General features: G+C 61.2%; 24 protein-coding genes and 1 pseudogene. 5 read left to right on the top strand and 20 right to left on the bottom strand.

From position 1 onward, the window contains the following. Positions 1-25: 25 nt before the first annotated feature. The 8 genes from recG to exbB form a co-directional block, all read right to left on the bottom strand. Positions 26-2,101 carry an ATP-dependent DNA helicase RecG gene (recG, locus tag BFW87_RS10565; protein ID WP_078739781.1) on the bottom strand — a complete coding sequence of 692 codons (2,076 nt, stop codon included), beginning with the start codon at positions 2,099-2,101 and terminating at the stop codon, positions 26-28. Between the two features lie 8 nt (positions 2,102-2,109). Beyond that, entirely contained in the window at positions 2,110-3,030 is a 921-nt protein-coding gene (locus BFW87_RS10560; RefSeq protein WP_078739780.1) for a hydrogen peroxide-inducible genes activator, read from the bottom strand. 118 nt (positions 3,031-3,148) lie between these two features. Beyond that, the gene (locus BFW87_RS10555; protein WP_078739779.1) at positions 3,149-3,679 is read right to left on the bottom strand and encodes an iron transporter; all 531 of its coding nucleotides are present in this window, start codon (positions 3,677-3,679) and stop codon (positions 3,149-3,151) included. Between the two features lie 23 nt (positions 3,680-3,702). Next, entirely contained in the window at positions 3,703-4,518 is an 816-nt protein-coding gene (locus tag BFW87_RS10550) for an FTR1 family iron permease (RefSeq protein ID WP_078739778.1), read from the bottom strand. 3 nt (positions 4,519-4,521) lie between these two features. Further along, complete coding sequence (locus BFW87_RS10545; RefSeq protein WP_078739777.1) at positions 4,522-4,866, bottom strand: cupredoxin domain-containing protein; 345 nt, start codon at positions 4,864-4,866, stop codon at positions 4,522-4,524. A 169-nt stretch (positions 4,867-5,035) separates the two neighbouring features. After that, complete coding sequence (locus tag BFW87_RS10540) at positions 5,036-5,785, bottom strand: energy transducer TonB family protein (protein ID WP_078739776.1); 750 nt, start codon at positions 5,783-5,785, stop codon at positions 5,036-5,038. Continuing rightward, the gene (gene exbD, locus BFW87_RS10535; RefSeq protein WP_003195519.1) at positions 5,782-6,207 is read right to left on the bottom strand and encodes a TonB system transport protein ExbD; all 426 of its coding nucleotides are present in this window, start codon (positions 6,205-6,207) and stop codon (positions 5,782-5,784) included. Before exbD ends, BFW87_RS10540 begins: the two co-directional genes overlap by 4 nt. 6 nt (positions 6,208-6,213) lie before the next feature. After that, a complete protein-coding gene (gene exbB, locus BFW87_RS10530) occupies positions 6,214-7,191 on the bottom strand; it encodes a tonB-system energizer ExbB (RefSeq protein WP_078739775.1) in 978 nt (325 codons plus the stop codon). Positions 7,192-7,381: 190 nt separating this feature from the next. On the opposite strand from exbB, the gene BFW87_RS10525 reads away from it, so the two are divergent. Then, positions 7,382-8,233, top strand: coding sequence for an SDR family oxidoreductase (locus tag BFW87_RS10525; protein ID WP_078739774.1), 852 nt, complete (start codon positions 7,382-7,384; stop codon positions 8,231-8,233). A 137-nt stretch (positions 8,234-8,370) separates the two neighbouring features. Here the strand turns inward: BFW87_RS10525 and BFW87_RS10520 are convergent, their stop codons facing one another. From BFW87_RS10520 to BFW87_RS10495, 6 genes are all read right to left on the bottom strand, one after another. Next, positions 8,371-9,114 (bottom strand): hypothetical protein, encoded by a 744-nt coding sequence (locus BFW87_RS10520; protein WP_078739773.1) that lies wholly within the window; start codon positions 9,112-9,114, stop codon positions 8,371-8,373. Between the two features lie 56 nt (positions 9,115-9,170). Continuing rightward, entirely contained in the window at positions 9,171-9,551 is a 381-nt protein-coding gene (locus tag BFW87_RS10515) for a RidA family protein (RefSeq protein WP_078739772.1), read from the bottom strand. Positions 9,552-9,575: 24 nt separating this feature from the next. Then, a complete protein-coding gene (gene spoT, locus BFW87_RS10510) occupies positions 9,576-11,681 on the bottom strand; it encodes a bifunctional GTP diphosphokinase/guanosine-3',5'-bis pyrophosphate 3'-pyrophosphohydrolase (protein WP_058424246.1) in 2,106 nt (701 codons plus the stop codon). Positions 11,682-11,741: 60 nt separating this feature from the next. Further along, positions 11,742-12,005, bottom strand: a complete 264-nt coding sequence (gene rpoZ, locus BFW87_RS10505; RefSeq protein WP_003176920.1) for a DNA-directed RNA polymerase subunit omega — start codon at positions 12,003-12,005, stop codon at positions 11,742-11,744. Between the two features lie 167 nt (positions 12,006-12,172). Then, positions 12,173-12,793 (bottom strand): guanylate kinase, encoded by a 621-nt coding sequence (gene gmk / locus BFW87_RS10500; protein ID WP_017253726.1) that lies wholly within the window; start codon positions 12,791-12,793, stop codon positions 12,173-12,175. A 10-nt stretch (positions 12,794-12,803) separates the two neighbouring features. Then, complete coding sequence (locus BFW87_RS10495; RefSeq protein ID WP_078739771.1) at positions 12,804-13,667, bottom strand: YicC/YloC family endoribonuclease; 864 nt, start codon at positions 13,665-13,667, stop codon at positions 12,804-12,806. 198 nt (positions 13,668-13,865) lie between these two features. Here BFW87_RS10495 and rph point away from each other — a divergent pair, with 198 nt between their 5' ends. Together rph and BFW87_RS10485 are read left to right on the top strand one after the other, a co-directional pair. Then, positions 13,866-14,588 carry a ribonuclease PH gene (gene rph, locus BFW87_RS10490; RefSeq protein WP_003213280.1) on the top strand — a complete coding sequence of 241 codons (723 nt, stop codon included), beginning with the start codon at positions 13,866-13,868 and terminating at the stop codon, positions 14,586-14,588. A 22-nt stretch (positions 14,589-14,610) separates the two neighbouring features. Beyond that, positions 14,611-14,982 carry a DUF4870 domain-containing protein gene (locus BFW87_RS10485; RefSeq protein WP_078739770.1) on the top strand — a complete coding sequence of 124 codons (372 nt, stop codon included), beginning with the start codon at positions 14,611-14,613 and terminating at the stop codon, positions 14,980-14,982. Positions 14,983-15,040: 58 nt separating this feature from the next. Here the strand turns inward: BFW87_RS10485 and BFW87_RS10480 are convergent, their stop codons facing one another. Then, a complete protein-coding gene (locus BFW87_RS10480; protein WP_003195493.1) occupies positions 15,041-15,820 on the bottom strand; it encodes an exodeoxyribonuclease III in 780 nt (259 codons plus the stop codon). Positions 15,821-15,902: 82 nt separating this feature from the next. Between BFW87_RS10480 and pyrE the strand changes: the two genes are divergently transcribed. After that, positions 15,903-16,547: an orotate phosphoribosyltransferase gene (gene pyrE, locus BFW87_RS10475; RefSeq protein ID WP_078739769.1), complete on the top strand. Its 645-nt coding sequence runs from the start codon at positions 15,903-15,905 to the stop codon at positions 16,545-16,547. Between the two features lie 170 nt (positions 16,548-16,717). Here the strand turns inward: pyrE and argB are convergent, their stop codons facing one another. From argB to coaBC, 4 genes and pseudogenes are all read right to left on the bottom strand, one after another. Continuing rightward, complete coding sequence (gene argB / locus BFW87_RS10470; protein WP_078739768.1) at positions 16,718-17,623, bottom strand: acetylglutamate kinase; 906 nt, start codon at positions 17,621-17,623, stop codon at positions 16,718-16,720. Between the two features lie 19 nt (positions 17,624-17,642). Then, positions 17,643-19,058 (bottom strand): annotated as a pseudogene (locus BFW87_RS10465) (phosphomannomutase/phosphoglucomutase); the annotation flags it as partial. 246 nt (positions 19,059-19,304) lie between these two features. After that, positions 19,305-19,760, bottom strand: a complete 456-nt coding sequence (gene dut / locus BFW87_RS10455) for a dUTP diphosphatase (protein WP_078739766.1) — start codon at positions 19,758-19,760, stop codon at positions 19,305-19,307. A gap of 5 nt (positions 19,761-19,765) precedes the next feature. Next, positions 19,766-20,974 carry a bifunctional phosphopantothenoylcysteine decarboxylase/phosphopantothenate--cysteine ligase CoaBC gene (coaBC, locus tag BFW87_RS10450; RefSeq protein ID WP_016970585.1) on the bottom strand — a complete coding sequence of 403 codons (1,209 nt, stop codon included), beginning with the start codon at positions 20,972-20,974 and terminating at the stop codon, positions 19,766-19,768. 155 nt (positions 20,975-21,129) lie between these two features. On the opposite strand from coaBC, the gene radC reads away from it, so the two are divergent. After that, positions 21,130-21,804, top strand: a complete 675-nt coding sequence (gene radC, locus BFW87_RS10445; RefSeq protein WP_078739765.1) for a RadC family protein — start codon at positions 21,130-21,132, stop codon at positions 21,802-21,804. Positions 21,805-21,831: 27 nt separating this feature from the next. Here radC and BFW87_RS10440 read toward each other — a convergent pair whose 3' ends face one another. Further along, positions 21,832-23,424 (bottom strand): ABC transporter substrate-binding protein, encoded by a 1,593-nt coding sequence (locus tag BFW87_RS10440; protein ID WP_078739764.1) that lies wholly within the window; start codon positions 23,422-23,424, stop codon positions 21,832-21,834. Positions 23,425-23,607 lie beyond the last annotated feature (183 nt).

Raw genomic sequence — 23,607 nt, 5'->3', positions numbered from 1 at the left:
GTAGGTTGGATAAGTGAGTCAGGCGTCACACTTGGCCGTATTGCTGCCCATGTCGCAGCCAGCGATCGAGCAACGGGCTGACATGCTCCGGCCAGCGCTCGAGCAGCGCTTGCGCCGCATCGCGCACGGCGGGTAACAGGTCGGCGTCGCGCATCAGGTCGGCGACCTTGAATTGCAGCAGGCCGGTCTGGCGTGTGCCGAGCATTTCGCCGGGGCCACGCAGTTCGAGGTCTTTTTCGGCGATGACAAAACCGTCGTTGGTTTCGCGCATGATGCCCAGGCGCTGACGCCCGATCTGCGACAGCGGCGGATGGTACAGCAGCACGCAATGGCTGGCGGCGCTGCCCCGACCGACGCGGCCGCGCAATTGGTGCAGCTGCGCGAGGCCCAGGCGCTCGGGGTTTTCGATGATCATCAGGCTGGCGTTGGGTACGTCCACACCGACTTCGATCACGGTGGTGGCCACCAGCAATTGCAGGTTGCCAGCTTTGAATTCGGCCATCACTGCGGCTTTTTCCGCTGGCTTCATGCGGCCGTGAATCAAGCCGACCTTGAGTTCGCCAAGGGCGCTGGTGAGGTCTTCAAAGGTGGTTTCGGCAGCCTGGCACGTCAGCTCTTCGGATTCTTCGATCAACGTGCACACCCAGTAGGCCTGGCGCCCTTCAGCGCAGGCGCCACGCACGCGCTCGATCACTTCCACACGACGGGTGTCAGTGACCAGCACGGTGTTGACCGGGGTGCGACCGGGCGGCAGTTCATCGAGGATCGATGTGTCGAGGTCGGCGTAGGCGCTCATCGCCAGGGTGCGCGGAATCGGTGTGGCGGTCATGATCAGCTGGTGCGGGTTCATCCGGCCGCCCACGCCCTTCTGACGCAGCGCCAGGCGCTGTTGCACGCCGAAACGATGCTGTTCGTCGATGATCACCAGCGCGAGGTTCTTGAACTGCACTTCATCCTGGAACAGCGCGTGGGTGCCCACCACCATCGGCGCGCCGCCGGCGATTTGCTCGAGGGCAGCGGCGCGGACTTTGCCCTTGAGCTTGCCGGCCAGCCATGCGACTTCCAGGCCCAAAGGTTCGAGCCAGCGTTTGAAGGTGATGAAGTGCTGCTCGGCAAGAATTTCGGTGGGCGCCATCAGTGCCACCTGATAACCGGCCTCCAGCGCCTGCAACGCGGCGAGCGCGGCGACCACGGTTTTGCCCGCGCCCACGTCGCCTTGAATCAGCCGCAGCATCGGTTCGTGCTGGCTCAGGTCATAGGCGATTTCATTGCCGACGCGTTGCTGGGCACCGGTCGGCGCAAAGCCAAGGTTGGCCAGGTATTGCGCAGGCAGGCGCGTGGCTTTAGGCATTGCCGGTGCACGCAGCGAGCGCATGCTTTCGCGCAGCCGTTGCTGGGACAGTTGATGCGTCAGCAGTTCTTCGAAAGCCAGACGGTGTTGGGCCCAGTGATGACCCAAGGCCAGCTCATCGACATCAGCATCGGCCGGCGGGTGATGCAGGTAACGAATCGCATCGTCCAGCGACGCCAATTGGTAGTCGCGGGCCAGCTCCAGCGGCAGCCAGTCGGGCAGGCTTTTCGGGCCAAGCATCGTCAGGGTCTGCATGCACAGCTGGCGCAGGCGTTGCTGGGTCAGGCCTTCGGTGAGCGGGTAGATCGGTGTGAGCGTGGTATCCACCGGCGGCGGCTCGTCGCCGGTAATGGCGCGGTATTCCGGGTGGTAGATCTCCAGGCCGGAGGCGCCGGGGCGCGCTTCGCCGTAGCAACGCACGCGAGTGCCGCGCTTGAGGCCTTCTTTCTGGGCGTTGCTGAAATGGTAGAAGCGCAGGCTCAGGCCGCCGGTGCCGTCTTGCAGGCGCACCACCAGGCTACGCCGCTTGCCCATCACCACATCCGCGCCGCTGACGGTGCCTTCGACCACTGCGTCCTGGCCGGGGCGCAACTGCCCGATGGGCACCACGCGGGTACGGTCCTGATAGCGCAAGGGCAGGTGGAACAGCACGTCCTGGAGATTTTCCAGGCCGACCTTGGCTAGTTTCTCGGCCATGGCCTCACCGACACCCTTGAGTGCCGTCACCGACACCTGCGACAGCTCAGTCATACGTCTACTTAGCTCGCAGCAGGCGGCTTGGCCACCGAACACAGGCGGATCGAGTCGGCGAGGATCTCAATGGCTTTCGGGCGCGGGAAGCTGGCACGCCAGGCGATCGCCACGGTGCGAAACGGCACCGGCGGCGTGAGTGGGCGCACAGCAATGACGCCGGGGGCGTAGTGATGGCTGTCCACCGCCGACAGCGGCAGGATCGAAATGCCCAGGCCGGAGGCGACCATGTGGCGAATGGTTTCCAGGGAGCTGGACTCCACGGTGGTGTGCTTGGCGCCGTCGTTGCCCTTGGCCAGGGTCGGGCAGGCTTCCAGCACCTGGTCACGGAAGCAGTGGCCTTCGCCGAGCAGCAGCAGGCTCTTGTCGTTGAGCAGGCTGGCGTCGATGGTGTCTTTTTGCGTCCACGGGTGCGAGGCCGGCATCAGCACGTAGAACGGCTCGTCGTAGAGCGGCAGGGTCAGCACGTCTGCCTCGTTGAATGGCAGGGCGATGATGATCGCGTCCAGCTCGCCGTTGCGCAGTTTGTCGCGCAGCACGTGGGTGAAGTTTTCTTCGATATACAGCGGCATCTGCGGCGCGACGCGGTGCAGTTGCGGAATCAGGTGCGGGAACAGGTACGGGCCGACGGTGTAGATGGCGCCGACTTTCAGCGGTGCCGTCAGCTGGTTTTTGCCGGCCTGGGCCAGCTCACGAATGCTTTGCGCTTGTTCCAGTACCTTCTGGGCCTGGGCAACGATGCCTTCGCCGACCGGAGTCAGGCGCACGGCGCTCTTGCTGCGCTCGAAAATCAGCACACCGAGTTCGTCTTCAAGCTTTTTCACACCCACCGACAGCGTCGGCTGGCTGACATGGCAACGCTCGGCCGCGTGGCCGAAGTGCTGCTCTTGAGCGAGGGTCACGATATAGCGTAATTCTGTAAGGGTCATAGCGAGCGTCCATGAGGTTGCGGGCCAAGCATACCGGCTGCAATCGATAGACGCACGTTATCAGACGCCTTGAGGTTTGCGACACCGCTAATCGGGTGTCGCAGGCCCTTTCAATCACTCAGTTCTGCGGGTATTTGAACGTAAAGGTCTCGGTGAACGGGCCCCACCATTCAGGTACGCCGGTTTCCTTGTCGACATGGTGGAAGAAGCCCTTGATCTGCGGGCTCTCGTAGCGCAGCACCACGGTATAGGTGCCGGGGCCGTCCATCTTCACGTTGTTGGCGTAGTGGGCGCCGTCTTTGGCCACCATCGGCAGCAGCGTGCCGATTTCCTTGTAGTTCGGCGAGCCCTGCTTGACCAGCGAGTAGCTGATGCTCAGGTACGGAATCCACTCACCGTTGGCGAACCCGTATTTGTTGTCGGCGGTGGCATGTACGTCGGTTTCGAGGTGGACCGAATCTTTGTCCATCACCATGCCTGGCGGCATCGGCGCCATTTCGATGCCAGTCAGGTAGGACGAGGCGATCTCCATGTCGTGGGCCTGCACGGGCCCGCCAATCGGATACTCACGCGCTTGGCTGTAAGTGGAAAACGCCAGGGTGGTGGCGAGTGCCAGTGCTGCGGCGACGGGTTTGTACAGGTGCTTCATGGGTGACGCTCCAGGGTGGGTGTTCATGATTGGGAGGGGCGGGAGTGAATCAGGCGGCTGCCAAGCACCAGGACGGCGAGTGTGATCAGCCAGGCGAACAACTGAATGCCCAAGGGGCGGTCGGTGTAGCCGGTCATGGCTTGCAGGGCCCGGCCGCCGAGGCTGGCGTCGGAGACCAGCCAAGAGGTATCCCAGAGCTGATAGCCCCAGGCGGGAATCAGGTTGATGCCAGCCAGAATCGCGGCGGCGCGCCCGGCCATGCCGGCGGCGAGCACGGCGATCATCCAGCTGGTGACCGAGAACAGCCGCTTGAGGCTGATGACCAGCAGGCCGCGGTACAGCAACCACGACAGCGCGCCGCCACCAGCAATACCGAGCAGGCCACCGATGAGCATGGTCAGGGGCTCGGTGTGGGTCGAGGCGGCGATGCCATACAGAAACAGAACAATCTCCGAGCCTTCGCGCAGCACCGCAACGGTGATGACCACGGCCAGGGCCAGCAGGGATTTGTCGCCTTTTTGCACGGCCAGGCCGGTGCTGCGCAGCTCGTTCGCCAGCTCACGGCCATGGCTGGCCATCCACAGGTTGTGCCAGCCCAGCATGACCACGGCGACGATCAGAATGGCCGCGTTGAAAATCTCCTGGCCGAAGCCGTCCAGCGCTTGCGTGATGGCGCCGGTGAACAACGCCAGAATGCCGGCTCCGCAAACGCCTGCAGCGATCCCGCCTGCGATGAATAGCCCGCGCCGGGCCAGGCCTTGGGTGGCGGCCATGACAATGCCGATTACGATCCCGGCTTCCAGCACTTCTCGAAACACAATCAACAGGCAAGCGAGCATGGCTTACTCCTTGGCTTCAACGGCAGTGACGGTGCCTTTGGCCTGGTCCGGGTGGTAATCATCGAAAAAGCTGTAGGTGCCAGGGTGCATCGGCCCGGCGAATACCGTGATGGTGTTGCCGGGCACGACGATTTTTTCGAACTTCATGTCGTAGCTTTCGAACTCGTCCACGCTGTCGTCGTTATTGGTTAGCTGGATGCGAAAGCGTTCGCCGGCCGGGACCGTGAAGGTCGAGGGCGAAAAGGTATGGTTCTGGACGGTCAGGGTGACCACCTGATCGGCATGGGCTGCGCAAGACGCGCCAGCGAGCGCGAGCAGTAGGGCGGGGATGCGCAGGGAGCGGGGCATCGCGAAAACCTCTCAAATGAGAACTGTTCGCGCATGCTTGGCTTTGTATTGAAATGTTACAAGTGAAGGTGCATGACATCGGTCATGCATTCAGCTGCGGTTCAGCAGCCGTAGAGCGAGGAGATAAAAGAGGGGTAATGGGCACCGGCGGGTGCCCATCGGGAGTGGCTCAGCGGCGACGCTTCTCGATGTTGTAAACAAACGGCGCGACGATTTCGACGCTGCCGCCTTTCAACATGTCGGCCGGTGGCTTGGGCAATGGCTGGGCACGACGAATCATGTCCAGGGTTGCACGGTCCAGGTCGGCGTTGCCGGAGCGGCCCACCAACTCATAGGACAGCACGTTGCCTTCGGCATCGACCACAAAACGCAGGCGGTTCAAGCCTTCCTTGCCACGCTGCTGTGCGCCTGGCGGGTACTTCTTGTACTTCTGCAGGTGTGCCAGCAGGGTGCCTTCCCAGGAAGCTTTGGCAGCAACCTGTTGCGGCGATGGGCCAGGCACCGGCTGGGCCGATTTTTCTGCGGGCGCGTTGGTCGGTGGGGTTTCGCTCGGCGGCTCTTCGGACGGTTTCTCCTTGGGCGGCTCGGGCTTCTTCTCCACAGGCTTGGGCGGCGCAGGCTTGGGCTTGGGTTTGACCGGCTTGGGCACCTGGATCGTTGGCTTCGGTGCCTCGGCCAGTTTCGGCAGGGGCAGCTCTTCCACCGGTGCAGGCGGTTGCGGCGGCGTGATCACCTTGGGCGGTGCCGGCGGCGGTGGGGCTGGCATCGGTGCCAGGTCAATGACCATGGCAGCCGGCGGCAGCAACACCTGATGTGGCGCGGACCACTGGAGCGCGATGATGATCGCGACGGCATGCACGCCCAGCACGACGGCAAGGCTGGCGCCATACCGCGTCAGTTTGTGGCGCGTCGTGATCATTTCTTGGCTGCCGTCTCAAGTCCGACCAGGCCTACCTTGAGGTAGCCGGCTGCCCGCAGGGCATCCATCACGCTCATCAGGTCGCCGTAGTCCACGCCTTTGTCGGCCTGGAAGAAGATCGTCGTGTCTTTCTTGCCTTGGGTCTTGGCGTCGAGCACCGGGCCCAGGGTTTCAGCTTTGACTTCTTCTTCGCCCAGGAACAGGCGTTGGTCCGCCTTGACGCTGAGGAAAATCGGCTTCTCCGGCCGCGGCGCAGGCTTGGCGCTGGACGCGGGCAGGTCGACCTTGATGTCCACGGTGGCCAACGGTGCGGCCACCATGAAGATGATCAGCAGCACCAGCATCACGTCGATAAACGGCGTGACGTTGATCTCGTGGTTCTCGACGAGCTCGTCGTCGCCTTGATTCAAATGCAGGCCCATGGCCGATTACCCCACTTTCACCATGTGCGGTTGCGAGCTGCGCTCGGTAGGCAGGTGATCGAGGTCGCGGCTGACCAGCAGCAGGACTTCTGCCGACGCGTCCGACACCTGGGCCTTGTAGCCGGCAATCGAACGGGCGAAGACGTTGTAGATCACCACCGCCGGAATCGCGGCTACCAGGCCCAGGGCAGTTGCCAGCAGGGCTTCGGCGATACCGGGGGCAACAACGGCGAGGTTGGTGGTCTGGGTTTTGGCGATGCCGATGAAGCTGTTCATGATGCCCCACACGGTACCGAACAGGCCGACGAAGGGCGCGGTAGAACCGATGGTTGCGAGTACGCCGGTGCCGCTGCTCATGTTACGGCCGCAGGCTGCAACCAGGCGCTCCAGGCGGAAAGCGACACGTTCCTTGATGCCTTCTTTTTCACGGGTGTTGGCTGACAGGCGCATTTCTTCCAGTGCGTCGTGCACCAGCAGGTTGGCCAGGGTGCCCTGCTTGGTCGCGGTGCTGCTCGCTTCCTTGAGGGTGGTAGCTTTTTTCAGGTGGACGATTTCAGTGCGCAGGCGGCGTTTGGCGCCCAGCAGCTCGAAGCCCTTGGAGATCCAGATGGTCCAGGTAATGATCGAGGCGATGGCCAGGCCGATCATTACGGCTTTTACCACCACGTCAGCGTTCTGGTACATGCCCCATGGCGACAGGTCGTGTGCCATGCCCAGGCTGTTGTCTTCTTCCAGCACCACACCCGAATCGTCAGCGGGGGCCGGGGTGGCAGCCTGCGTCGGGTCGGTGGCTGCAGGTGTCGCAGGTGCTGCCGGCGTCGCCGTGTTGTGTTCGGCTGCGGCTGGAGCAGCGGGGGCGGTAGCGTCAGCGAATGCGGCGGTCGGTGCCAGCAGAACGCTGAACAGCATCGCGGCAATCGCACGCCAGGCGCGGGATGGGCTGTGAGGCTTGGTTGGCGAAGCGGGGTTTGTATTACGTGTCATGCTGGCCGGACCTGAGAGAAAAAATGAGTGATCGTCCTGCCAGACCCGAAGAAAGGTCGAGGACAAATGGGTGGTCATTATTGCAAGTAATTCTTGTTAACAGAAGTAATACAGTTACTTTATTTGTCCTTTTGCTGGCCGCCGGTCATGTCCCGCGGCTAATCTGCGCCTTTAAGAATGGAGTTTTGTGATGTCTGCGCCTTCTGTTGTGATTGCCGGTTGCGGCGATGTGGGTAGTCGGCTGGCTAGCCAATTGCTGGCCTCGGAATGGGAGGTTCACGGCCTGCGCCGTGATGTTTCGAAGCTTCCCGACGGTGTGATCGGCATTGCCGGCGACCTGTTCAACAAAGATTGCCCAGATACCTGGCCGATCGGCGGGGTGGACTATTTGGTGTACTGCGCCGCGGCCACCGACCACGACGAGGCCGGTTATCGCGCGGCTTATGTGCAAGGGTTGCAGCATGTGCTGGAGTGGCTTGGCGACTACGGCCAGGCGCCGAAACACCTGTTGTTTGTTTCCAGCAGCAGTGTGTATGGGCAGCAGAAGGGTGAGTGGGTCGACGAAACGTCCGACACTCACGCGCAAGGTTATTCAGGCAAAGTGATGTTGGAAGCCGAGCAAGTGGCGCTCAACAGCGGTATTCCGGCGAGCATCGTGCGCTTGACCGGCATCTACGGCCCGGGCCGCGAATGGCTGTTGACCCAAGTGCGCCAAGGCTATCGCGTGGCGATCGACCCGCCTTTATATGGCAACCGGATTCACGCGGATGACGCAGCAGGCTTGCTCGCGTTTTTGTTGCGGCATGTGGAGCAGGGTGGTGCGTTGGACAAGGTCTACATCGGCGTGGACGATGCGCCCGCGCCGTTGGCCGAGGTGGTGGGCTGGTTGCGTGAGTATCTGGGTGTGACGGAGTGGGCGGACGACGCCAGTGTGCGGCGTGCGGGGAGCAAGCAGTGCAGTAATGCGCGGGCGAAGGCGTTGGGTTGGGTGCCGACGTATCCGACTTATCGCGAGGGGTATGCGGCGATTCTCAAGGGCTGAGGCGCGGTCAAAAATGTGGGAGCTGGCTTGCCTGCGATAGCTTCACCTGATTGCTCAGCTACACCGAGGTGATGCCATCGCAGGCAAGCCAGCTCCCACACAAGCCAGCTCCCACATTTGGATTCAGATCATGCTGGTTATTGCTTTTCCAGCAGCCACTGCCGTGGGCCGGGGGTGAACTGGGGCACTTCATCCGCCTGCGCCGTATTCACCGCCTGGAAGATTTCCAGCTTCTTGCCCTTGCGCGTGAAGATCCACGGGTTGCCCTGGCCGTTCAGTTGCAGCCAGATGCTGTCGTAGCCGCCGCTCATGGACGCGCAGTCGCCAGCCAGGCACAGCGAATACTGATCAACGCCAGGCAAGCCTGCCACTTTGCCATTCGCCTGGAACTGCACAATGGCGCCGTCACCGTTGCCGTCTTTGATCTTCCAGTCGCCGCCGAGGTAGGCCGCATAGAGTGCCCGTTCGAAGTTGGCACCTAAAGGTGCGCCTTCCGGAGCGGGGTCTTTGGCACGGGCGAACAGTTGCTCGGGCTCATTGTCGTTGGCCACTTGCAGCAGTTGTTTGCCTTTGCGCTTGAGTTCGGTGGCGGAGCTGCCGTAGAACTCGACGCTCCAGGCGCCGGATTTTTCACCGAGCAACTTGCCTTCAGCTACTTCAAAACCGTTGTAGTAGCGGGCCTGCGAAGCCTTTGGATTCACCTCCCATTCGAGGTTCGGGCCGAAGGTTTGCAAGGCTTCACGCAAAGGGCCGCCCTTGGCTGCCGCATCGATGGCGGCCTGGTTGACCCAGGTGCCGCTTACATCCAGGTCGGCGGGGTTGGTGGCACAGCCGCCAAGCAACAGGGCGAGCAACGAAGAAGCTACAAGCGCTTTGCGCATTACGAAATCCTTCTGAAACGAAGTCGGCGCAGCCTGGACAGGCTGCGCCGGGTGTTTTACTCGATGACCAGAATCGCGTCCATCTCAACCTGCGCGCCCTTTGGCAGGGCAGCAACGCCAATGGCGGCGCGGGCTGGGTAAGGTTGGTCGAAGTACTTGCCCATGATCTCGTTGACCTTGGCGAAGTGGCTCAGGTCGGTGAGAAAGATGTTCAGTTTGACGATGTCTTTAAACGAGCCGCCAGCCGCTTCGGCCACTGACTTGAGGTTTTCGAAGACCTGTACGGTCTGTGCTTCAAAACCTTCAACCAGTTCCATTGTTTTTGGGTCCAGCGGGATCTGGCCGGACATGTAGACGGTGTTACCCGCCTTGATCGCCTGGGAGTAAGTGCCGATGGCGGCCGGGGCTTTGTCGCTGGTGATAACGGTCTTGGTCATGTGTGACTCCTTGTAAGAGGTTTATTAGGCACGCATACGGGTGATGCGGATGACCCCGGTCAAGGCGCGCAGTTTCTTGATCACGCGGGCCAGGTGCACGCGGTCGTGTACGCTGACCACCAGTTGGACCACGCTGATGCGACCATCGCGCTCGTCCATGCTGATTTTCTCGATATTGCCGTCGGCCGCGTTGACGCTGCTGGCTAACAGGGCGATCAGGCCGCGCTGATGCTCCAGCTCCACGCGCAACTCGACGTTGAATTCGCCGGTGACATCCTTGGCCCACGAGAGCTGGATGCATTTTTCCGGGTTGTGACGGATTTCGGTGATATTGCGGCAGTTGTCCAGGTGCACGACCATGCCCTTGCCCGCCGACAGGTGGCCGACAATCGGGTCGCCCGGGATCGGTGTGCAGCATTTTGCGTAGCTGAGCACCAAGCCCTCGGTGCCGCGAATCGCAAGCGGGCCCTCGGGGCTTGGCAGCTGCTCGCCTTCGCCAAGCAAGCGGCGAGCGACCACATAGGCCATGCGGTTGCCCAGGCCGATGTCTTCGAGCAAGTCTTCGATGGTTTCCTGGCGATACTCGTGGAGCATCGCTTGCACGCGCTCCTGCGGGATTTTGTCCAGAGCGCTGTCGAAACCGTTGAGCACCTTGTTCAGCAGGCGTTCGCCCAGGCTGATGGACTCGGAACGGCGCTGCAGCTTCAGGGCGTGGCGAATGTGCGTACGCGCCTTGCCGGTGACCACGAAGTTGAGCCATGCCGGGTTCGGACGCGCGCCCGGGGCGCTGACGATCTCCACCGTGGAGCCGCTTTGCAGCGGCTCGGACAACGGCGCAAGACGACGATTGATCCTGCAGGCGATGCAGCTATTGCCCACATCGGTGTGCACCGCATAGGCAAAGTCGACCGCCGTGGAGCCTTTGGGCAGCTCCATGATCCGGCCTTTGGGCGTGAACACGTAGACCTCGTCCGGGAACAGGTCGATCTTCACGCTTTCGATAAATTCCAGGGAGTTGCCGGCACGTTGCTGCATTTCCAGCACGCCTTTGACCCATTGGCGGGCGCGGGCATGGGTGCCTTTTGGCTGCTCGTCACCACTGGATTTGTACAGCCAGTGAGCGGCGATGCCATTGTTGGCCATTTCTTCCATTTCGCGTGTGCGGATCTGGATCTCTATCGGCACACCATGCATACCAAACAGCGTGGTATGCAGCGACTGATAGCCGTTGGCCTTGGGAATTGCGATGTAATCCTTGAAGCGGCCCGGCAGAGGTTTGTACAAATTATGTACAGCGCCCAGCACGCGGTAGCAGGTGTCGACCTTGTCGACGATGATCCTGAACGCGTACACGTCCATGATCTCGTTGAAGGCCCGGCGCTTGCCGCGCATCTTCTTGTAGATGCCGTAGATGTGCTTCTGCCGGCCGCTGACTTCGCCCTCAATCTCGTCGATCGCCAGGCAATGGCTCAGCGACTCTTCGATCTTGTTGACGATTTCCTTGCGGTTGCCCCGGGCGCGTTTGACGGCCTGGTAGATGCGCGCCGAACGCATCGGGTGCATGGCTTTAAAGCCGAGGTCTTCGAATTCGATACGAATGGCGTGCATGCCCAGCCGGTTGGCGATGGGCGCGTAGATTTCCAGGGTTTCCTTGGCGATGCGCCGGCGTTTTTCGCCGGACAGCACTTCCAGCGTGCGCATGTTGTGCAGCCGGTCGGCCAGCTTGACCAGAATCACCCGAATGTCGCGGGCCATGGCCATGGCCATTTTCTGGAAGTTTTCCGCCTGGGCTTCGGCCTTGGTCTCGAAGTTCATCTGGGTCAGTTTGCTGACCCCGTCGACCAGTTCGGCCACGGTTTCGCCAAATTGCGCGCTGAGCGCTTCCTTGGCGATGCCGGTGTCTTCGATCACGTCATGCAGCATCGCGGCCATCAAACTTTGATGGTCCATGTGCATGTCGGCAAGAATATTTGCCACGGCAAGAGGATGCGTGACATACGCCTCGCCACTGCGGCGGCGTTGGCCGTCGTGGGCTTGTTCGGCGTAGAAATACGCTCGGCGGACCAGGTTGACCTGGTCTGGGCCGAGGTAGGCCGATAAGCGATCGGCGAGGGCGTCTATGCTCGGCAAAGTGTGAACTCCTGCCGTTGGCTGTGACCCCGCGCCGTGCTACGTCGACCAGGCATAGGCTTAGACGGCCTCGTTGGACTCGTCCTCGAACGCTGCAAACAGCGGTTCGTCTTCAACGATTTCGGCGTTGGCGATGAACTCGTAGCTCATCAGGCCTTCAGCGATTTCGCGCAGGGCGACTACGGTAGGCTTGTCGTTTTCCCACTGGACCAGGGGCTCTTTGCCGCCAGTGGCCAGTTGACGGGCACGCTTGGTAGAGAGCATGACCAGCTCAAAGCGGTTATCCACGTGTTCTAGGCAGTCTTCAACGGTTACGCGGGCCATGGTATTCCTCGGAGCGAATGCAAGATGCGCGCTGCCCGGTTGGGCGAGCGGACTAAACAGTTTAAAAAATCACCAGCGTTAAGGGAAGCGCTGATTTTTCCCGCGTCCTCGCAAAACCGCTACAAGTGCCAATGTAAAGCCCTTGCAGCGGTTTTGGGAAGAGCCAATCAGCCGAGCAGTTCGGCGAGTAATTTGCCAAAACGTTGCTGTTGACGCTTTTGCTGAAGCTGATTGGTGCGGAAAATCGCCTTCAAATCGTCAAGTGCGTGGGCAAAATCGTCGTTGATGATCAGGTAGTCGTAGTCGACGTAGTGGCTCATTTCGCTGACGGCTTCACGCATGCGGCCTTCGATGATCTCGTCACTGTCCTGGCCACGGTTGGTCAGGCGCTGGTGCAACGCTTGCAGCGACGGCGGCAGGATGAAGATCGAGCGCGCCTTGGGCATCAATTGGCGCACTTGCTCGGCGCCCTGCCAGTCGATTTCCAGGATCAGGTCGTGACCTTCGTCCAGAGTCTGCTGCAGGTGGCTCTGGGACGTGCCATAGAGGTTGCCGAACACTTCGGCGCGCTCGAGGAAGTCGCCGTGTTCGATCATTTTGACGAACTCGGTGCGCTCGACGAAGTGATAGTGCACGCCATTCACTTCACCCGGGCGCATGGCGCGGGTGGTGTGGGACACCGAGATGCGGATTTGCTCGTCAGCGTCGGTCAAGGCCTTGACCAGGCTGCTCTTGCCCGCGCCCGAGGGGGCGGAAATGATGTAAAGGGTGCCGGTGCTGTGGGTCATGGAGGTTGCCTTACTCAATATTCTGTACTTGTTCGCGCATCTGCTCGATCAACACTTTGAGGTTGACCGCAGCCGTGGTGCTGCGCGGGTCAAATGCCTTGGAACCGAGTGTATTGGCTTCGCGGTTGAGTTCCTGCATCAGGAAGTCCAGACGCCGACCGGCGGCACCGGCAGATTTCAGCACCCGGCGCACTTCAAGGATGTGGGTGCTCAGGCGGTCGAGCTCTTCTGCCACGTCGCTTTTCTGAGCGAGCAGGACCATTTCCTGTTCCAGGCGCACCGGGTCGAGGTCGGCCTTCATGTCGGTGAAACGGTCGAGGACCTTCTGGCGCTGGGTGGCGAGCATCTGCGGCACCAGTTCACGCAGGGTCACCACGTCTTCTTCGATTGAGGTCAAACGCTCGCTGATCAGGCGGGCCAGCTCTGCGCCTTCGCGTTCGCGGCCGGCCTTGAGTTCCTTCAAGCCCTGGTTGAAGAGGGCGAGGGCTTCGGCGTTGAGGGCTTGCGGGTCGGTGGCGTCGGCCACCAGCACGCCTGGCCAGGCGAGTACTTCCAGCGGGTTCAGCGCAGCGGGTTGCTTGATCAGACCGGCGATGGTTTCGGCGGCGGCGACCAATTGCGCAGCGCGGTCACGGTCAATCTGCAGCGGCTTGCCGGTGGATTCTTCGGTAAAACGCAGGGTGCATTCCAGCTTGCCCCGGGAGATGCCCTGGCGCAGCGCTTCACGCACAGCGCCTTCGAGGTCGCGGAACGATTCCGGCAGGCGCAGGTGCGGCTCCAGGTAGCGGCTGTTGACCGAGCGCAATTCCCAGCTCAGGGTGCCCTGGACGCCGGCTTTTTCGACGCGGGCGAAGGCGGTCATGCTGTGCACCATGGCGGTACCTCGCGATGCAGTCCCGCAAATACGGGCTGATGGTTAAGAAGGCGCAGGATTGTAGCGCAGTGGGACGAGCGCGCCCAAACAATGGGCGACAGGTCGATCATTCGTAACCGGATTTTTTAGAAGTGCCCCGAAACGGTTCGCGGCTCTATAATGCTCGGCAGTTTTTCGTCCTTCGTACAGGTATCCCCTATGAAACGTCCAAGTGGTCGCGCTGCCGATCAGCTCCGCTCGATCCGCATCACCCGCAACTACACCAAACACGCCGAGGGATCTGTACTGGTCGAGTTTGGCGATACCAAAGTCATCTGCACCGTCAGCGTCGAAAACGGCGTGCCGCGTTTCCTTAAAGGCCAGGGCCAGGGTTGGCTGACCGCCGAATACGGCATGTTGCCGCGCGCCACCGGTGAGCGTAACCAGCGTGAAGCCAGCCGTGGCAAGCAAGGCGGCCGCACCCTGGAAATCCAGCGCCTGATCGGCCGTTCCCTGCGCGCAGCCCTGGACATGTCCAAGCTGGGCGACGTGACCCTCTATGTCGATTGCGACGTGATCCAGGCTGACGGCGGCACCCGCACGGCGTCCATTACTGGCGCCATGGTTGCTCTGGTTGATGCCCTCAAAGTGATCAAAAAGCGCGGCGGCCTGAAGGGCGGCGACCCGCTCAAGCAGATGATCGCTGCCGTTTCGGTGGGCATGTACCAAGGCGAGCCTGTGCTGGACTTGGACTACCTGGAAGACTCGGCCGCCGAGACCGACCTGAACGTTGTGATGACCAGCACCGGTGGTTTCATTGAAGTGCAGGGCACCGCAGAAGGCGCGCCATTCCAGCCTGCTGACCTGAACGCGATGCTGGCCCTGGCCCAGAAAGGCATGACCGAAATCTTCGAACTGCAGAACGCCGCACTGGCTGACTGAGCCCGCCTCAAGGAGAAGCGCCATGAATGACAACAGCCAAATGCCCGTGCCCACGCCGTCCTACGAAGTGCGCCAGGGAGCAATGTTGTGCCATCTCGCGGCGTTTCTCGGGTTTGTGTTCCCCTTTGGCAGTGTCGTGGGGCCATTGATCCTGTGGCAGATGAAGAAGGAAGTGGACCCGTTCATTGATGATCAGGGCAAGGAAGCGTTGAATTTCCAGATCACCGTGGCCATCGCCTGGATCGTGTGCATCGTGCTGGCCTTCGCGGTTATCGGTTTTTTCCTGATGACTGCCCTGGCCATCGCCAGCGTGGTGCTGACGATCATCGGTTCGATCAAAGCCAACAAGGGCATCGCCTATCGCTATCCCTTGACCTGGCGACTGGTCAAATAATGAGCGCCCACAAAAAAACCGACAGCGATGTCGGTTTTTTTGTGCCTGGAAAAAGACCTTAGATGGTCAGAGTCCAATCGTAGTCCACGATCAGCGGCGCGTGCTGCGAGAAGCGTGGCTGACGCGGCAAGCGTGCGCTGCGTACAAAGCGGCGCAGGCCCGGGGTCAACAGCTGGTAGTCGAAACGCCAGCCCAGGTTGAGCATCTCGGCCTGTTCGTTATCCGGCCACCAGCTGTACTGGTCGCCTTCACGGCTGACTTCGCGCAGGGCATCCACATAACCCATGTTGCCGACAATCTCGTCCATCCAGGCCCGTTCCGGCGCCAGGAAACCCGGAGATTGCTGGCTGTCGCGCCAGTTCTTGATATCCAGCTTTTGTTGCGCCACGTACAGCGAGCCACAGTAAATGTACTCGCGACGTTTGCGTCGCTGTTTATCCAGGTAACGGGCGAAATCGTCCATTAGCTTGAACTTCTGGTTCAAGTCTTCATCGCCGTTCTGCCCCGAAGGGAGCAGCAAGGTCGCGATGCTGACCTTGTCGAAATCGGCTTGCAGGTAGCGCCCGTAGCGGTCGGCTGTCTCGAAGCCGAGGCCGCTGATGACCGCCTTGGGTTGCAACCGCGAATACAAAGCCACACCACCTTGGGTGGGCACTTCGGCATCGCAGGCATAAAGGAAGTAGCCATCCAGTTGGAAGGCTGGGTCGTCCAGTTCAAAGGCGGAGGCGCGGGTGTCCTGCAGGCAGATGACGTCGGCATTCTGTGCTTGCAGCCAACTGAGCAAACCACGCTCGACTGCAGCCTGAATACCATTGACGTTCACACTGATGATCCGCATAAATGGCCCCAAAAATCGCGTGCGTGTATGATACACGCCGTCTACCTAATTAGCTAAATCCGTGGTATCTGAGGCTTTTTTCATGCAGGCGTATCAACGCGATTTCATTCGTTTTGCCATCGATCGCGGCGTTTTGCGCTTCGGTGAGTTCACTCTGAAGTCCGGGCGCACCAGCCCGTACTTCTTCAATGCAGGCCTGTTCAACTCGGGATCGGCTCTGGCTCAACTGGGTCGTTTCTATGCGGCGGCCATCGTTGAAAGCGGTATTTCCTTCGACGTGCTGTTTGGCCCGGCCTACAAGGGTATTCCTCTGGCGGCCGCGACTGCGGTGGCCCTGGCTGAGCACCACGGCAAAGATTTGCCGTGGTGCTTCAACCGCAAAGAGGCCAAGGCCCATGGTGAAGGCGGCAGCCTGGTGGGCGCACCGCTCACGGGTGATGTGCTGATCATCGACGACGTGATCACCGCCGGCACCGCCATTCGTGAAGTGATGCAGATCATCGCTTCCCAGGAAGGCGCCAAGGCTGCCGGCGTGCTGATCGCGCTGAACCGCCAGGAACGCGGCAACGGTGAGTTGTCGGCGATCCAGGAAGTGGAGCGTGATTTCGGCATTCCGGTGGTGAGTATCGTGTCGTTGAACCAGGTATTGCAGTTCCTGGAAGATGACCCGCAGCTCAAGCAGCATTTGCCAGCAGTTCGTGCATACCGCGAGCAATTCGGCGTCTGACGTAGATCCCCTGTGGGAGCGGGCTTGCCCGCGATAGCGGTGTCTCAGTCGACAGAGTTGTTGAATGTTCCGCCGTCATCGCAGGCAAGCCAGCTCCCACATTTGGACCGCGTGCAAATAAAAAGCCCCCGCTCAATTCAATTGAGCGGGGGCTTTTTGGTTTTCAGCGATTAAGAGCGCTTGCGGTTACTGATCAGCGTGCCCATGCCGGTGTCGGTGAAGATCTCCAGCAGCACCGCATTCGGCACCCGGCCGTCGATGATCAACGAACTGCCCACGCCGCCCTGCACCGCTTCCAGTGCGCAACGGATCTTCGGCAGCATACCGCCGTAGATGGTGCCGTCGGCGATCAGTTCGTCCACTTGTTGAGTGGTCAAACCGGTCAGCACCTTGCCTTCCTTGTCCATCAGACCGGCGATGTTGGTCAGCAGCATCAGCTTTTCAGCCTTCAGTGCTTCCGCCACTTTGCCAGCCACCAGGTCGGCGTTGATGTTGTAGGACTCACCGTTGGCACCCACGCCAATTGGCGCGATTACCGGAATGAAGTCGCCTTTGACCAACAGGTTCAGCAGGTCGGTGTTGATGCCGATCACTTCGCCCACCTGGCCGATGTCGATGATTTCCGGCTGGGTCATTTCCGGCGTCTGGCGGGTCACGGTCAGTTTTTTCGCGCGGATCAGCTCAGCGTCCTTGCCGGTCAGGCCGATGGCGCTGCCGCCATGACGGTTGATCAGGTTGACGATGTCTTTGTTGACCTGGCCGCCGAGGACCATCTCCACCACGTCCATGGTCTGCGCGTCAGTGACGCGCATGCCATCGATGAAGTGACTCTCGATCGACAAGCGCTTGAGCAGGTCGCCGATTTGCGGGCCGCCGCCGTGCACCACCACCGGGTTGATCCCGACGGCTTTCATCAACACGATGTCGCGGGCAAAGCCGGTTTTCAGCTCGTCGCTTTCCATGGCATTGCCGCCGTACTTGATCACCAGCGTCTTGCCGACGTAGCGTCGAATGTAAGGCAACGCTTCGGACAGGACCTTGGCAGTGTTGGCAGCGGCTTCGCGTTCGAGGGTCATTCAGGGCTCCGGTAAAAAATCAGAACGGTAATTGGAGATCAGGGGCAACACGTTTCAACTGGGCGTGGAACACGTCCTTGATGCGCTGCAACTCAGCCTCGGTATCCGCCTCGAAACGCAGGACCAGCACCGGTGTGGTGTTGGACGCGCGAACCAGGCCCCAGCCTTTGGCGTAATCGACTCGCACACCATCAATGGTGGTCAGGTTGGCGCCTTCGCCCCATTGCGCATCGTGCAGTGCGTCAATGATGCTGAATTTGCTCTCCTCGGTCACATGGATATTGATCTCTGGCGTAGAAATATCATTCGGGAAGGTCTGAAACAGCTCTTCGGCAGTGGATTTTTCCTTGCTGAGGATCTCCAGCAGACGGGCGGCGCTGTAAATACCGTCGTCAAAACCGAACCAGCGCTCCTTGAAGAACACGTGACCGCTCATTTCGCCGGCCAACAGGGCGCCGGTTTCCTTCATTTTCTTTTTGATCAACGAGTGGCCGGTCTTCCACATTAGCGGGCGACCGCCGTATTCCTTGATCAGCGGCGTGAGGCGGCGGGTGCACTTCACGTCGAAGATGATTTCGGCGCCTGGGTTGCGCGCCACCACATCACGGGCAAACAGCATCAGCAGGCGGTCCGGGAACACGATTTCGCCAGTCTCGGTGACAACGCCTACGCGGTCGCCGTCGCCGTCAAAGGCCAGGCCCACGTCAGCCCCGGTTTCCTTGACCTTGGCGATCAGGTCCACCAGGTTTTCAGGCTTGCCCGGGTCCGGGTGGTGGTTGGGGAAGTTGCCATCGACCTCGCAGAACAACGGGATGACTTCGCAGTTCAGGGCTTCGAGCAATTGCGGGGCGATCACGCCAGCCGCGCCGTTACCGCAATCCACAACCACTTTCAGGCGGCGCGCGAGCTTGACGTCGCCGGTGATTTCATCCGAATAGCGCTGAAGAATGTCGACTTTGGTGATGCTGCCTTCGCCGCGGGTCAGGTCGTTGGTTTTGAGGCGCGTGTGCAGGGCCTGGATCTGTTCGTTGGCCAGGGTGTCACCGGCGATGACGATCTTGAAGCCGTTGTAGTCCGACGGGTTGTGGCTGCCGGTCAACATCACCCCGGATTTACCGGCCAGTACGTTGGCGGCGTAGTACAGCGCAGGGGTCGGCACCAGGCCGACATCGCTCACATGGCAGCCGCTGTCGGCCAGGCCCTGAATCAGCTGCTCCACCAGCTCCGGGCCGGACAAGCGGCCGTCACGGCCTACCGACACGTTGGGTTCGCCTTGGGCCAGGCTTTGGGCGCCGATGGCGCGGCCGATCCAGTAGGCGGTTTCGGCGGTCAGGGTCTTGGGCACGACGCCACGAATGTCGTAGGCGCGGAAGATGCTGTCGGGGAATGTCGGGGCTACTCGGGCTGCGGTACTCATCGCGGGGGGAAACTCCATCTGAAAGGGGCAAAGCTGGCCTGAATGTGGCTGACCGGCGGGCTCAAACTGAAGGGTATGACGGCGTTTTCGGCAGAGAGTTCGTGGTGCAAAAGTGCCATCGGCGTACTGGCTCCGCCTTGGCTTTCGCGTAATTAATTGATTTTATTGATTAAATCTCGCTGATTAACGCCGCGCATTCTTCATCCTGAAACGCCGGCCGGTGGCATCTGGCCGGACAACAGCGTCCGGCCAGATTCAGCTTAGTCAGTGGCTGCCGGAATGCCCGAAACCGCCCGCGCCGCGTTGCGTCTCGTCGAACTCTTGAACGAGTTCGAAGTGCGCCTGTACCACCGGCACCAGTACAAGCTGGGCGATGCGCTCGCCGATGGCGATGTTGAACGCGGTCTGGCCACGGTTCCAGCACGACACCATCAGTTCGCCCTGGTAGTCGGAGTCGATCAGGCCGACGAGGTTGCCCAGCACGATGCCGTGTTTGTGGCCCAGGCCGGAGCGCGGCAGGATCAGCGCCGCCAGGCCCGGGTCGCCGACGTAGATCGACAGGCCGGTGGGAATCAAAAGGGTCTGGCCCGGCTCAAGGACGGTGTCTTGTTTGAGCATGGCGCGCAGGTCCAGGCCGGCGGAGCCCGGTGTGGCGTAGGCCGGCAGCGGGAATTCAGTGCCGATGCGGGGGTCGAGGATCTTGGCTTGCAAAGCGTGCATGGAAATTAAACCTGGTTCAGCCGTTGGGCGATAAAAGAGATCAGTTGGCGGGCAATCTTGCCCTTGCTGGTCTGGGCGAAAAGGGTGGCGTGCAGGTCGCGGTCGATCACGCTGCAGGCGTTTTCCTCACTGTTGAAGCCGATGCTCGGGTTGGCGACATCATTGGCAACGATCAGGTCGAGGTTTTTGTCTTTCAATTTGCGTGCTGCGTAGTCCAGCAGGTGTTCGGTTTCGGCGGCAAAGCCAACGCTGAACGGGCGGTCCGGACGCGTGGCGATGGTGGCCAGAATGTCCGGGTTGCGCACCATTTGCAGGAGCAGGCCGTCGCCGCTTGTAGGGTCTTTCTTCAGTTTTTGCGGGGCGACGACTTCCGGGCGGTAGTCCGCAACCGCTGCCGAGGCGATAAACAGGTCGCAGGGAATTGCCGCTTCACAGGCCGCCAGCATGTCGCGGGCGCTGACTACGTCGATTCGCGTGACGCGATCAGGGGTCGGCAAATGCACCGGGCCAGTGATCAGGGTGACACGTGCGCCTGCCTCGACCGCCGCTTCCGCCAAGGCAAAGCCCATTTTTCCTGAGCTATGGTTGGTGATGTAGCGCACCGGGTCGATGTTTTCCTGGGTCGGGCCAGCGGTGATCAGCACGTGCTTGCCGGTCAGGGCCAGGTGCTGGAAGCACTCAGCAGCGCACAGCGCGAGGTCGGTGGCTTCGAGCATGCGGCCCATGCCGACGTCGCCGCAGGCCTGGCTGCCGGACGCCGGGCCGAACACCTTGAGGCCACGGCTTTGCAGCAGTTGGGTGTTGGCCTGGGTGGCCGGGTCGCGCCACATGGCCTGATTCATGGCCGGGGCGATGGCGACGGTGGCGTCGGTGGCCAGTACCAGGGTGGTCAGCAGGTCGTCGGCGATACCTTGGGCCAGGCGGGCGATCAGGTCGGCGGTGGCCGGGGCGATCAGCACCAGGTCGGCCCATTTGGCCAGTTCTATGTGGCCCATGGCGGCTTCGGCCGCCGGGTCCAGCAGGTCCAGGTGAACCGGGTGGCCGGACAAGGCCTGCATGGTCAGTGGGGTGATGAACTCACTGCCACCACGGGTCATGACCACGCGCACTTCGGCGCCTTGGTCCAGGAGCCTGCGAACCAGCTCTGCGCTTTTGTAGGCGGCAATGCCGCCGCCGACGCCGAGAACGATGCGTTTCCGATACAGACGCTGCATTGGTTTGCCTTTCCAGTTCAGTGATGCCAGTTCAGTGACGCCTGCAAAGCCCCCTCCCCAGGGGAAATGGCAGGCAAAAAAGAGGGCTTACGATAACACAGCGTCCGTTCAGCAACAGCGGCGCACACGGCGCATATGGATGGAAGGGAGGTGGGATGAGTATTCGCGATTGGCCTGTGGCGGAGCGTCCACGGGAGAAGCTGTTGGAGTGGGGCGCGGCGAGTCTGTCTGACGCCGAGCTGTTGGCGATCTTCCTGCGGACCGGAGTTTCCGGGCGCAGCGCGGTCGACCTGGCGCGTCATCTGCTGGCGCAATTTGGTGGCCTTCGCCCGCTGCTTGAGGCCAGCCAGACGCTCTTCAGCCAGCATCTGGGCTTGGGCCCGGCAAAGTTTGCCCAGTTGCAGGCGGTGCTGGAAATGTCGCGGCGCCACATGGCCGAACGGCTGCGCGCTGACTCGGTGCTGGAAAGCCCGTTGGCCGTGCGTGATTACCTCAAAGCCCTGTTGCGCCATGAGCCACACGAGATTTTCGGCTGCCTGTTTCTTGACTCAAAACACCGGGTGCTGGGCTTCGAGGCGCTGTTTCAAGGCACCATCGACACGGCGGTCGTGTATCCACGGCAGGTGGTCAAACGCGCCCTGGCGTACAACGCGGCGGCGCTGATCCTGTGTCACAACCATCCTTCCGGGAGCGTCGAGCCGAGTGCAGCTGATCGAAAATTAACCAAAATGCTGCAAAAGGCGCTGGAAACCGTCGATGTGCGGGTGCTGGATCACATCATCGTCGGCGATGGCGACCCGCTGTCGATGGCGGAATTTGGCTGGATCTAGCCCCGCCCGCCAGGGCGGGGCTGAATCTCATGGCTTGACGCTGACTTTGGAGTAGTCCTGGCGGCCGAACGGGCTGACCTGGTAACCCTCGACATTCTTGCGCGTCAGGGCGAAGGCCGTCGGGTGCGCCAGCGGCAACCACAGGGCCTGTTGCTGGATTTGCGCCTGGGCCTGTTGATACAGCTTGCTGCGCACGCCTTGTTCGCTGGTGGTTTTGCCGGCGCTGATCAGCTTGTCCAGAGCCGGGTCGCAGTAGCGGGCGAAGTTGGTGCCGGATTTAACCGCCGCGCAGGAGAACTGCGGGGTCAGGAAGTTATCCGGGTCACCGTTATCGCCGGCCCAGCCCATGAACAGCAGGTCATGTTCGCCAGCCTTGGCGCGGCGGATCAGTTCGCCCCACTCAATCACGCGGATCTCGGCCTGGATGCCGACTTTGGCCAAGTCCGCCTGCAGCAGTTGGGCGCCGAGGTTCGGGTTGGGGTTCAGCAGGCTGCCCGTCGGGCGAGTCCAAATGGTGGTTTTGAAGCCATCCTTGAGCCCGGCGCGGTCCAACAGGGCCTTGGCCTTGGCAATGTCCTGCGGGTAACCCGGCAAGTCCTTGGCGTAGCTCCAGGTATTGGGCGGGTAAACACCGTTGGCCGCTTCGGCGGTGCCTTCAAACACGGCCTTGAGGTAGCTGGCTTTGTCGAACGCCAGGTTGATTGCCTGGCGCACTTCCGGCTTGTCCAGCGGCGGGTGCTGGCTGTTGATGGCGACAAACGCGGTCATGAAAGCGGCGGTTTTTTCGACCTTGAGTGCCGGGTCTTTCTGGGCTTCGCCTACGTCCAGCGGTTTGGGCGAGAGCGCGATCTGGCATTCATCACGGTGCAGTTTCTGCAGGCGCACATTGGCGTCCGGGGTGATGGCGAAGATCAAGTTATCCACAGCCGGTTTGCCGGCGAAGTAGTCCGGGTTGGCTTTGTAGCGCACCACGGCATCTTTCTGGAAGCGCACGAAAACGAAGGGCCCGGTGCCGATTGGCTGACTGTTGAGTTTTTCCGGCGTGCCGGCCTTGAGCAGTTTGTCGGCATATTCAGCCGGGTAGATTGAGGCAAAGCCCATGCTCAGGGCGGCGAGGAAGGTAGAGTCGGCGTGGTCCAGGGTGAAGCGCACAGTCAGAGGGTCGAGGGCGTCGATCTTCTTGACCAGTGTCGGCAATTGCAGGGACTGCGCGTGTGGGAAACCGCTCTGGGCGATCTTGTGCCACGGGTTGGCCGGATCGAGCATGCGTTCGAAGCTGAAGCGCACGTCTTCGGCGGTCAGGGTGCGGCTTGGCGTGAAGTACTCGGTGCGGTGGAATTTCACGTTCGGGTGCAGCTTGAAGGTGTAGGTCAGGCCGTCCGGCGAAACGTCCCAGCTATCCGCCAGGCTCGGCACCAGCTTGCCGCTGTTGGCGTCGTAGTCCACCAAGCGGTTCATCAGCACGTCGGCTGAGGCGTTGGTGGTGGTCAGCGAGTTGTATTGCACCACATCGAACCCTTCGGGGCTGGCCTCGGTGCAGACGCTCAGATTGGTGGCCGCAAAGGCCGCCGGAGCGATAAATAGAGGGGCGAGCAATAGCGGTAGGGCAGCGAGGCGCATATTCGGTTTCCTTTACAGATCGAAGGCCCATCTGCAAGTGCAGTCTGGAAAAGTCCTACCGTAGTGGTCTGATTGATAAATGACTAGCCCATTTTTGCCTGTGCTTTTGCCGCAAATGCTGTTTTGATGGCGCCTCAGCGCGTTTGGCTGTGCACTTTCCAGTGCGCGCGGGCGTTGTAAATC

The sequence above is a fragment of the Pseudomonas fluorescens genome (genome assembly GCF_002022275.1).
Taxonomy (GTDB): Bacteria; Pseudomonadota; Gammaproteobacteria; order Pseudomonadales; family Pseudomonadaceae; genus Aquipseudomonas; species Aquipseudomonas fluorescens_AJ.
The sequence above is the reverse complement of the archived record's forward strand: the minus strand, read 5'-3'. Positions and strand labels throughout refer to the sequence as shown.

Excerpts from the sequence above, each read along its gene's own strand:
- recG (WP_078739781.1), bottom strand. The coding sequence starts at position 2,101 with ATGACTGAGCTGTCGCAGGTGTCGGTGACGGCACTCAAGGGTGTCGGT.
- BFW87_RS10560 (WP_078739780.1), bottom strand. The coding sequence starts at position 3,030 with ATGACCCTTACAGAATTACGCTATATCGTGACCCTCGCTCAAGAGCAG.
- BFW87_RS10555 (WP_078739779.1), bottom strand. The coding sequence starts at position 3,679 with ATGAAGCACCTGTACAAACCCGTCGCCGCAGCACTGGCACTCGCCACC.
- BFW87_RS10550 (WP_078739778.1), bottom strand. The coding sequence starts at position 4,518 with ATGCTCGCTTGCCTGTTGATTGTGTTTCGAGAAGTGCTGGAAGCCGGG.
- BFW87_RS10545 (WP_078739777.1), bottom strand. The coding sequence starts at position 4,866 with ATGCCCCGCTCCCTGCGCATCCCCGCCCTACTGCTCGCGCTCGCTGGC.
- BFW87_RS10540 (WP_078739776.1), bottom strand. The coding sequence starts at position 5,785 with ATGATCACGACGCGCCACAAACTGACGCGGTATGGCGCCAGCCTTGCC.
- exbD (WP_003195519.1), bottom strand. The coding sequence starts at position 6,207 with ATGGGCCTGCATTTGAATCAAGGCGACGACGAGCTCGTCGAGAACCAC.
- exbB (WP_078739775.1), bottom strand. The coding sequence starts at position 7,191 with ATGACACGTAATACAAACCCCGCTTCGCCAACCAAGCCTCACAGCCCA.
- BFW87_RS10525 (WP_078739774.1), top strand. The coding sequence starts at position 7,382 with ATGTCTGCGCCTTCTGTTGTGATTGCCGGTTGCGGCGATGTGGGTAGT.
- BFW87_RS10520 (WP_078739773.1), bottom strand. The coding sequence starts at position 9,114 with ATGCGCAAAGCGCTTGTAGCTTCTTCGTTGCTCGCCCTGTTGCTTGGC.
- BFW87_RS10515 (WP_078739772.1), bottom strand. The coding sequence starts at position 9,551 with ATGACCAAGACCGTTATCACCAGCGACAAAGCCCCGGCCGCCATCGGC.
- rpoZ (WP_003176920.1), bottom strand. The coding sequence starts at position 12,005 with ATGGCCCGCGTAACCGTTGAAGACTGCCTAGAACACGTGGATAACCGC.
- gmk (WP_017253726.1), bottom strand. The coding sequence starts at position 12,793 with ATGACCCACAGCACCGGCACCCTTTACATCATTTCCGCCCCCTCGGGC.
- BFW87_RS10495 (WP_078739771.1), bottom strand. The coding sequence starts at position 13,667 with ATGGTGCACAGCATGACCGCCTTCGCCCGCGTCGAAAAAGCCGGCGTC.
- rph (WP_003213280.1), top strand. The coding sequence starts at position 13,866 with ATGAAACGTCCAAGTGGTCGCGCTGCCGATCAGCTCCGCTCGATCCGC.
- BFW87_RS10485 (WP_078739770.1), top strand. The coding sequence starts at position 14,611 with ATGAATGACAACAGCCAAATGCCCGTGCCCACGCCGTCCTACGAAGTG.
- BFW87_RS10480 (WP_003195493.1), bottom strand. The coding sequence starts at position 15,820 with ATGCGGATCATCAGTGTGAACGTCAATGGTATTCAGGCTGCAGTCGAG.
- pyrE (WP_078739769.1), top strand. The coding sequence starts at position 15,903 with ATGCAGGCGTATCAACGCGATTTCATTCGTTTTGCCATCGATCGCGGC.
- argB (WP_078739768.1), bottom strand. The coding sequence starts at position 17,623 with ATGACCCTCGAACGCGAAGCCGCTGCCAACACTGCCAAGGTCCTGTCC.
- dut (WP_078739766.1), bottom strand. The coding sequence starts at position 19,760 with ATGCACGCTTTGCAAGCCAAGATCCTCGACCCCCGCATCGGCACTGAA.
- coaBC (WP_016970585.1), bottom strand. The coding sequence starts at position 20,974 with ATGCAGCGTCTGTATCGGAAACGCATCGTTCTCGGCGTCGGCGGCGGC.
- radC (WP_078739765.1), top strand. The coding sequence starts at position 21,130 with ATGAGTATTCGCGATTGGCCTGTGGCGGAGCGTCCACGGGAGAAGCTG.
- BFW87_RS10440 (WP_078739764.1), bottom strand. The coding sequence starts at position 23,424 with ATGCGCCTCGCTGCCCTACCGCTATTGCTCGCCCCTCTATTTATCGCT.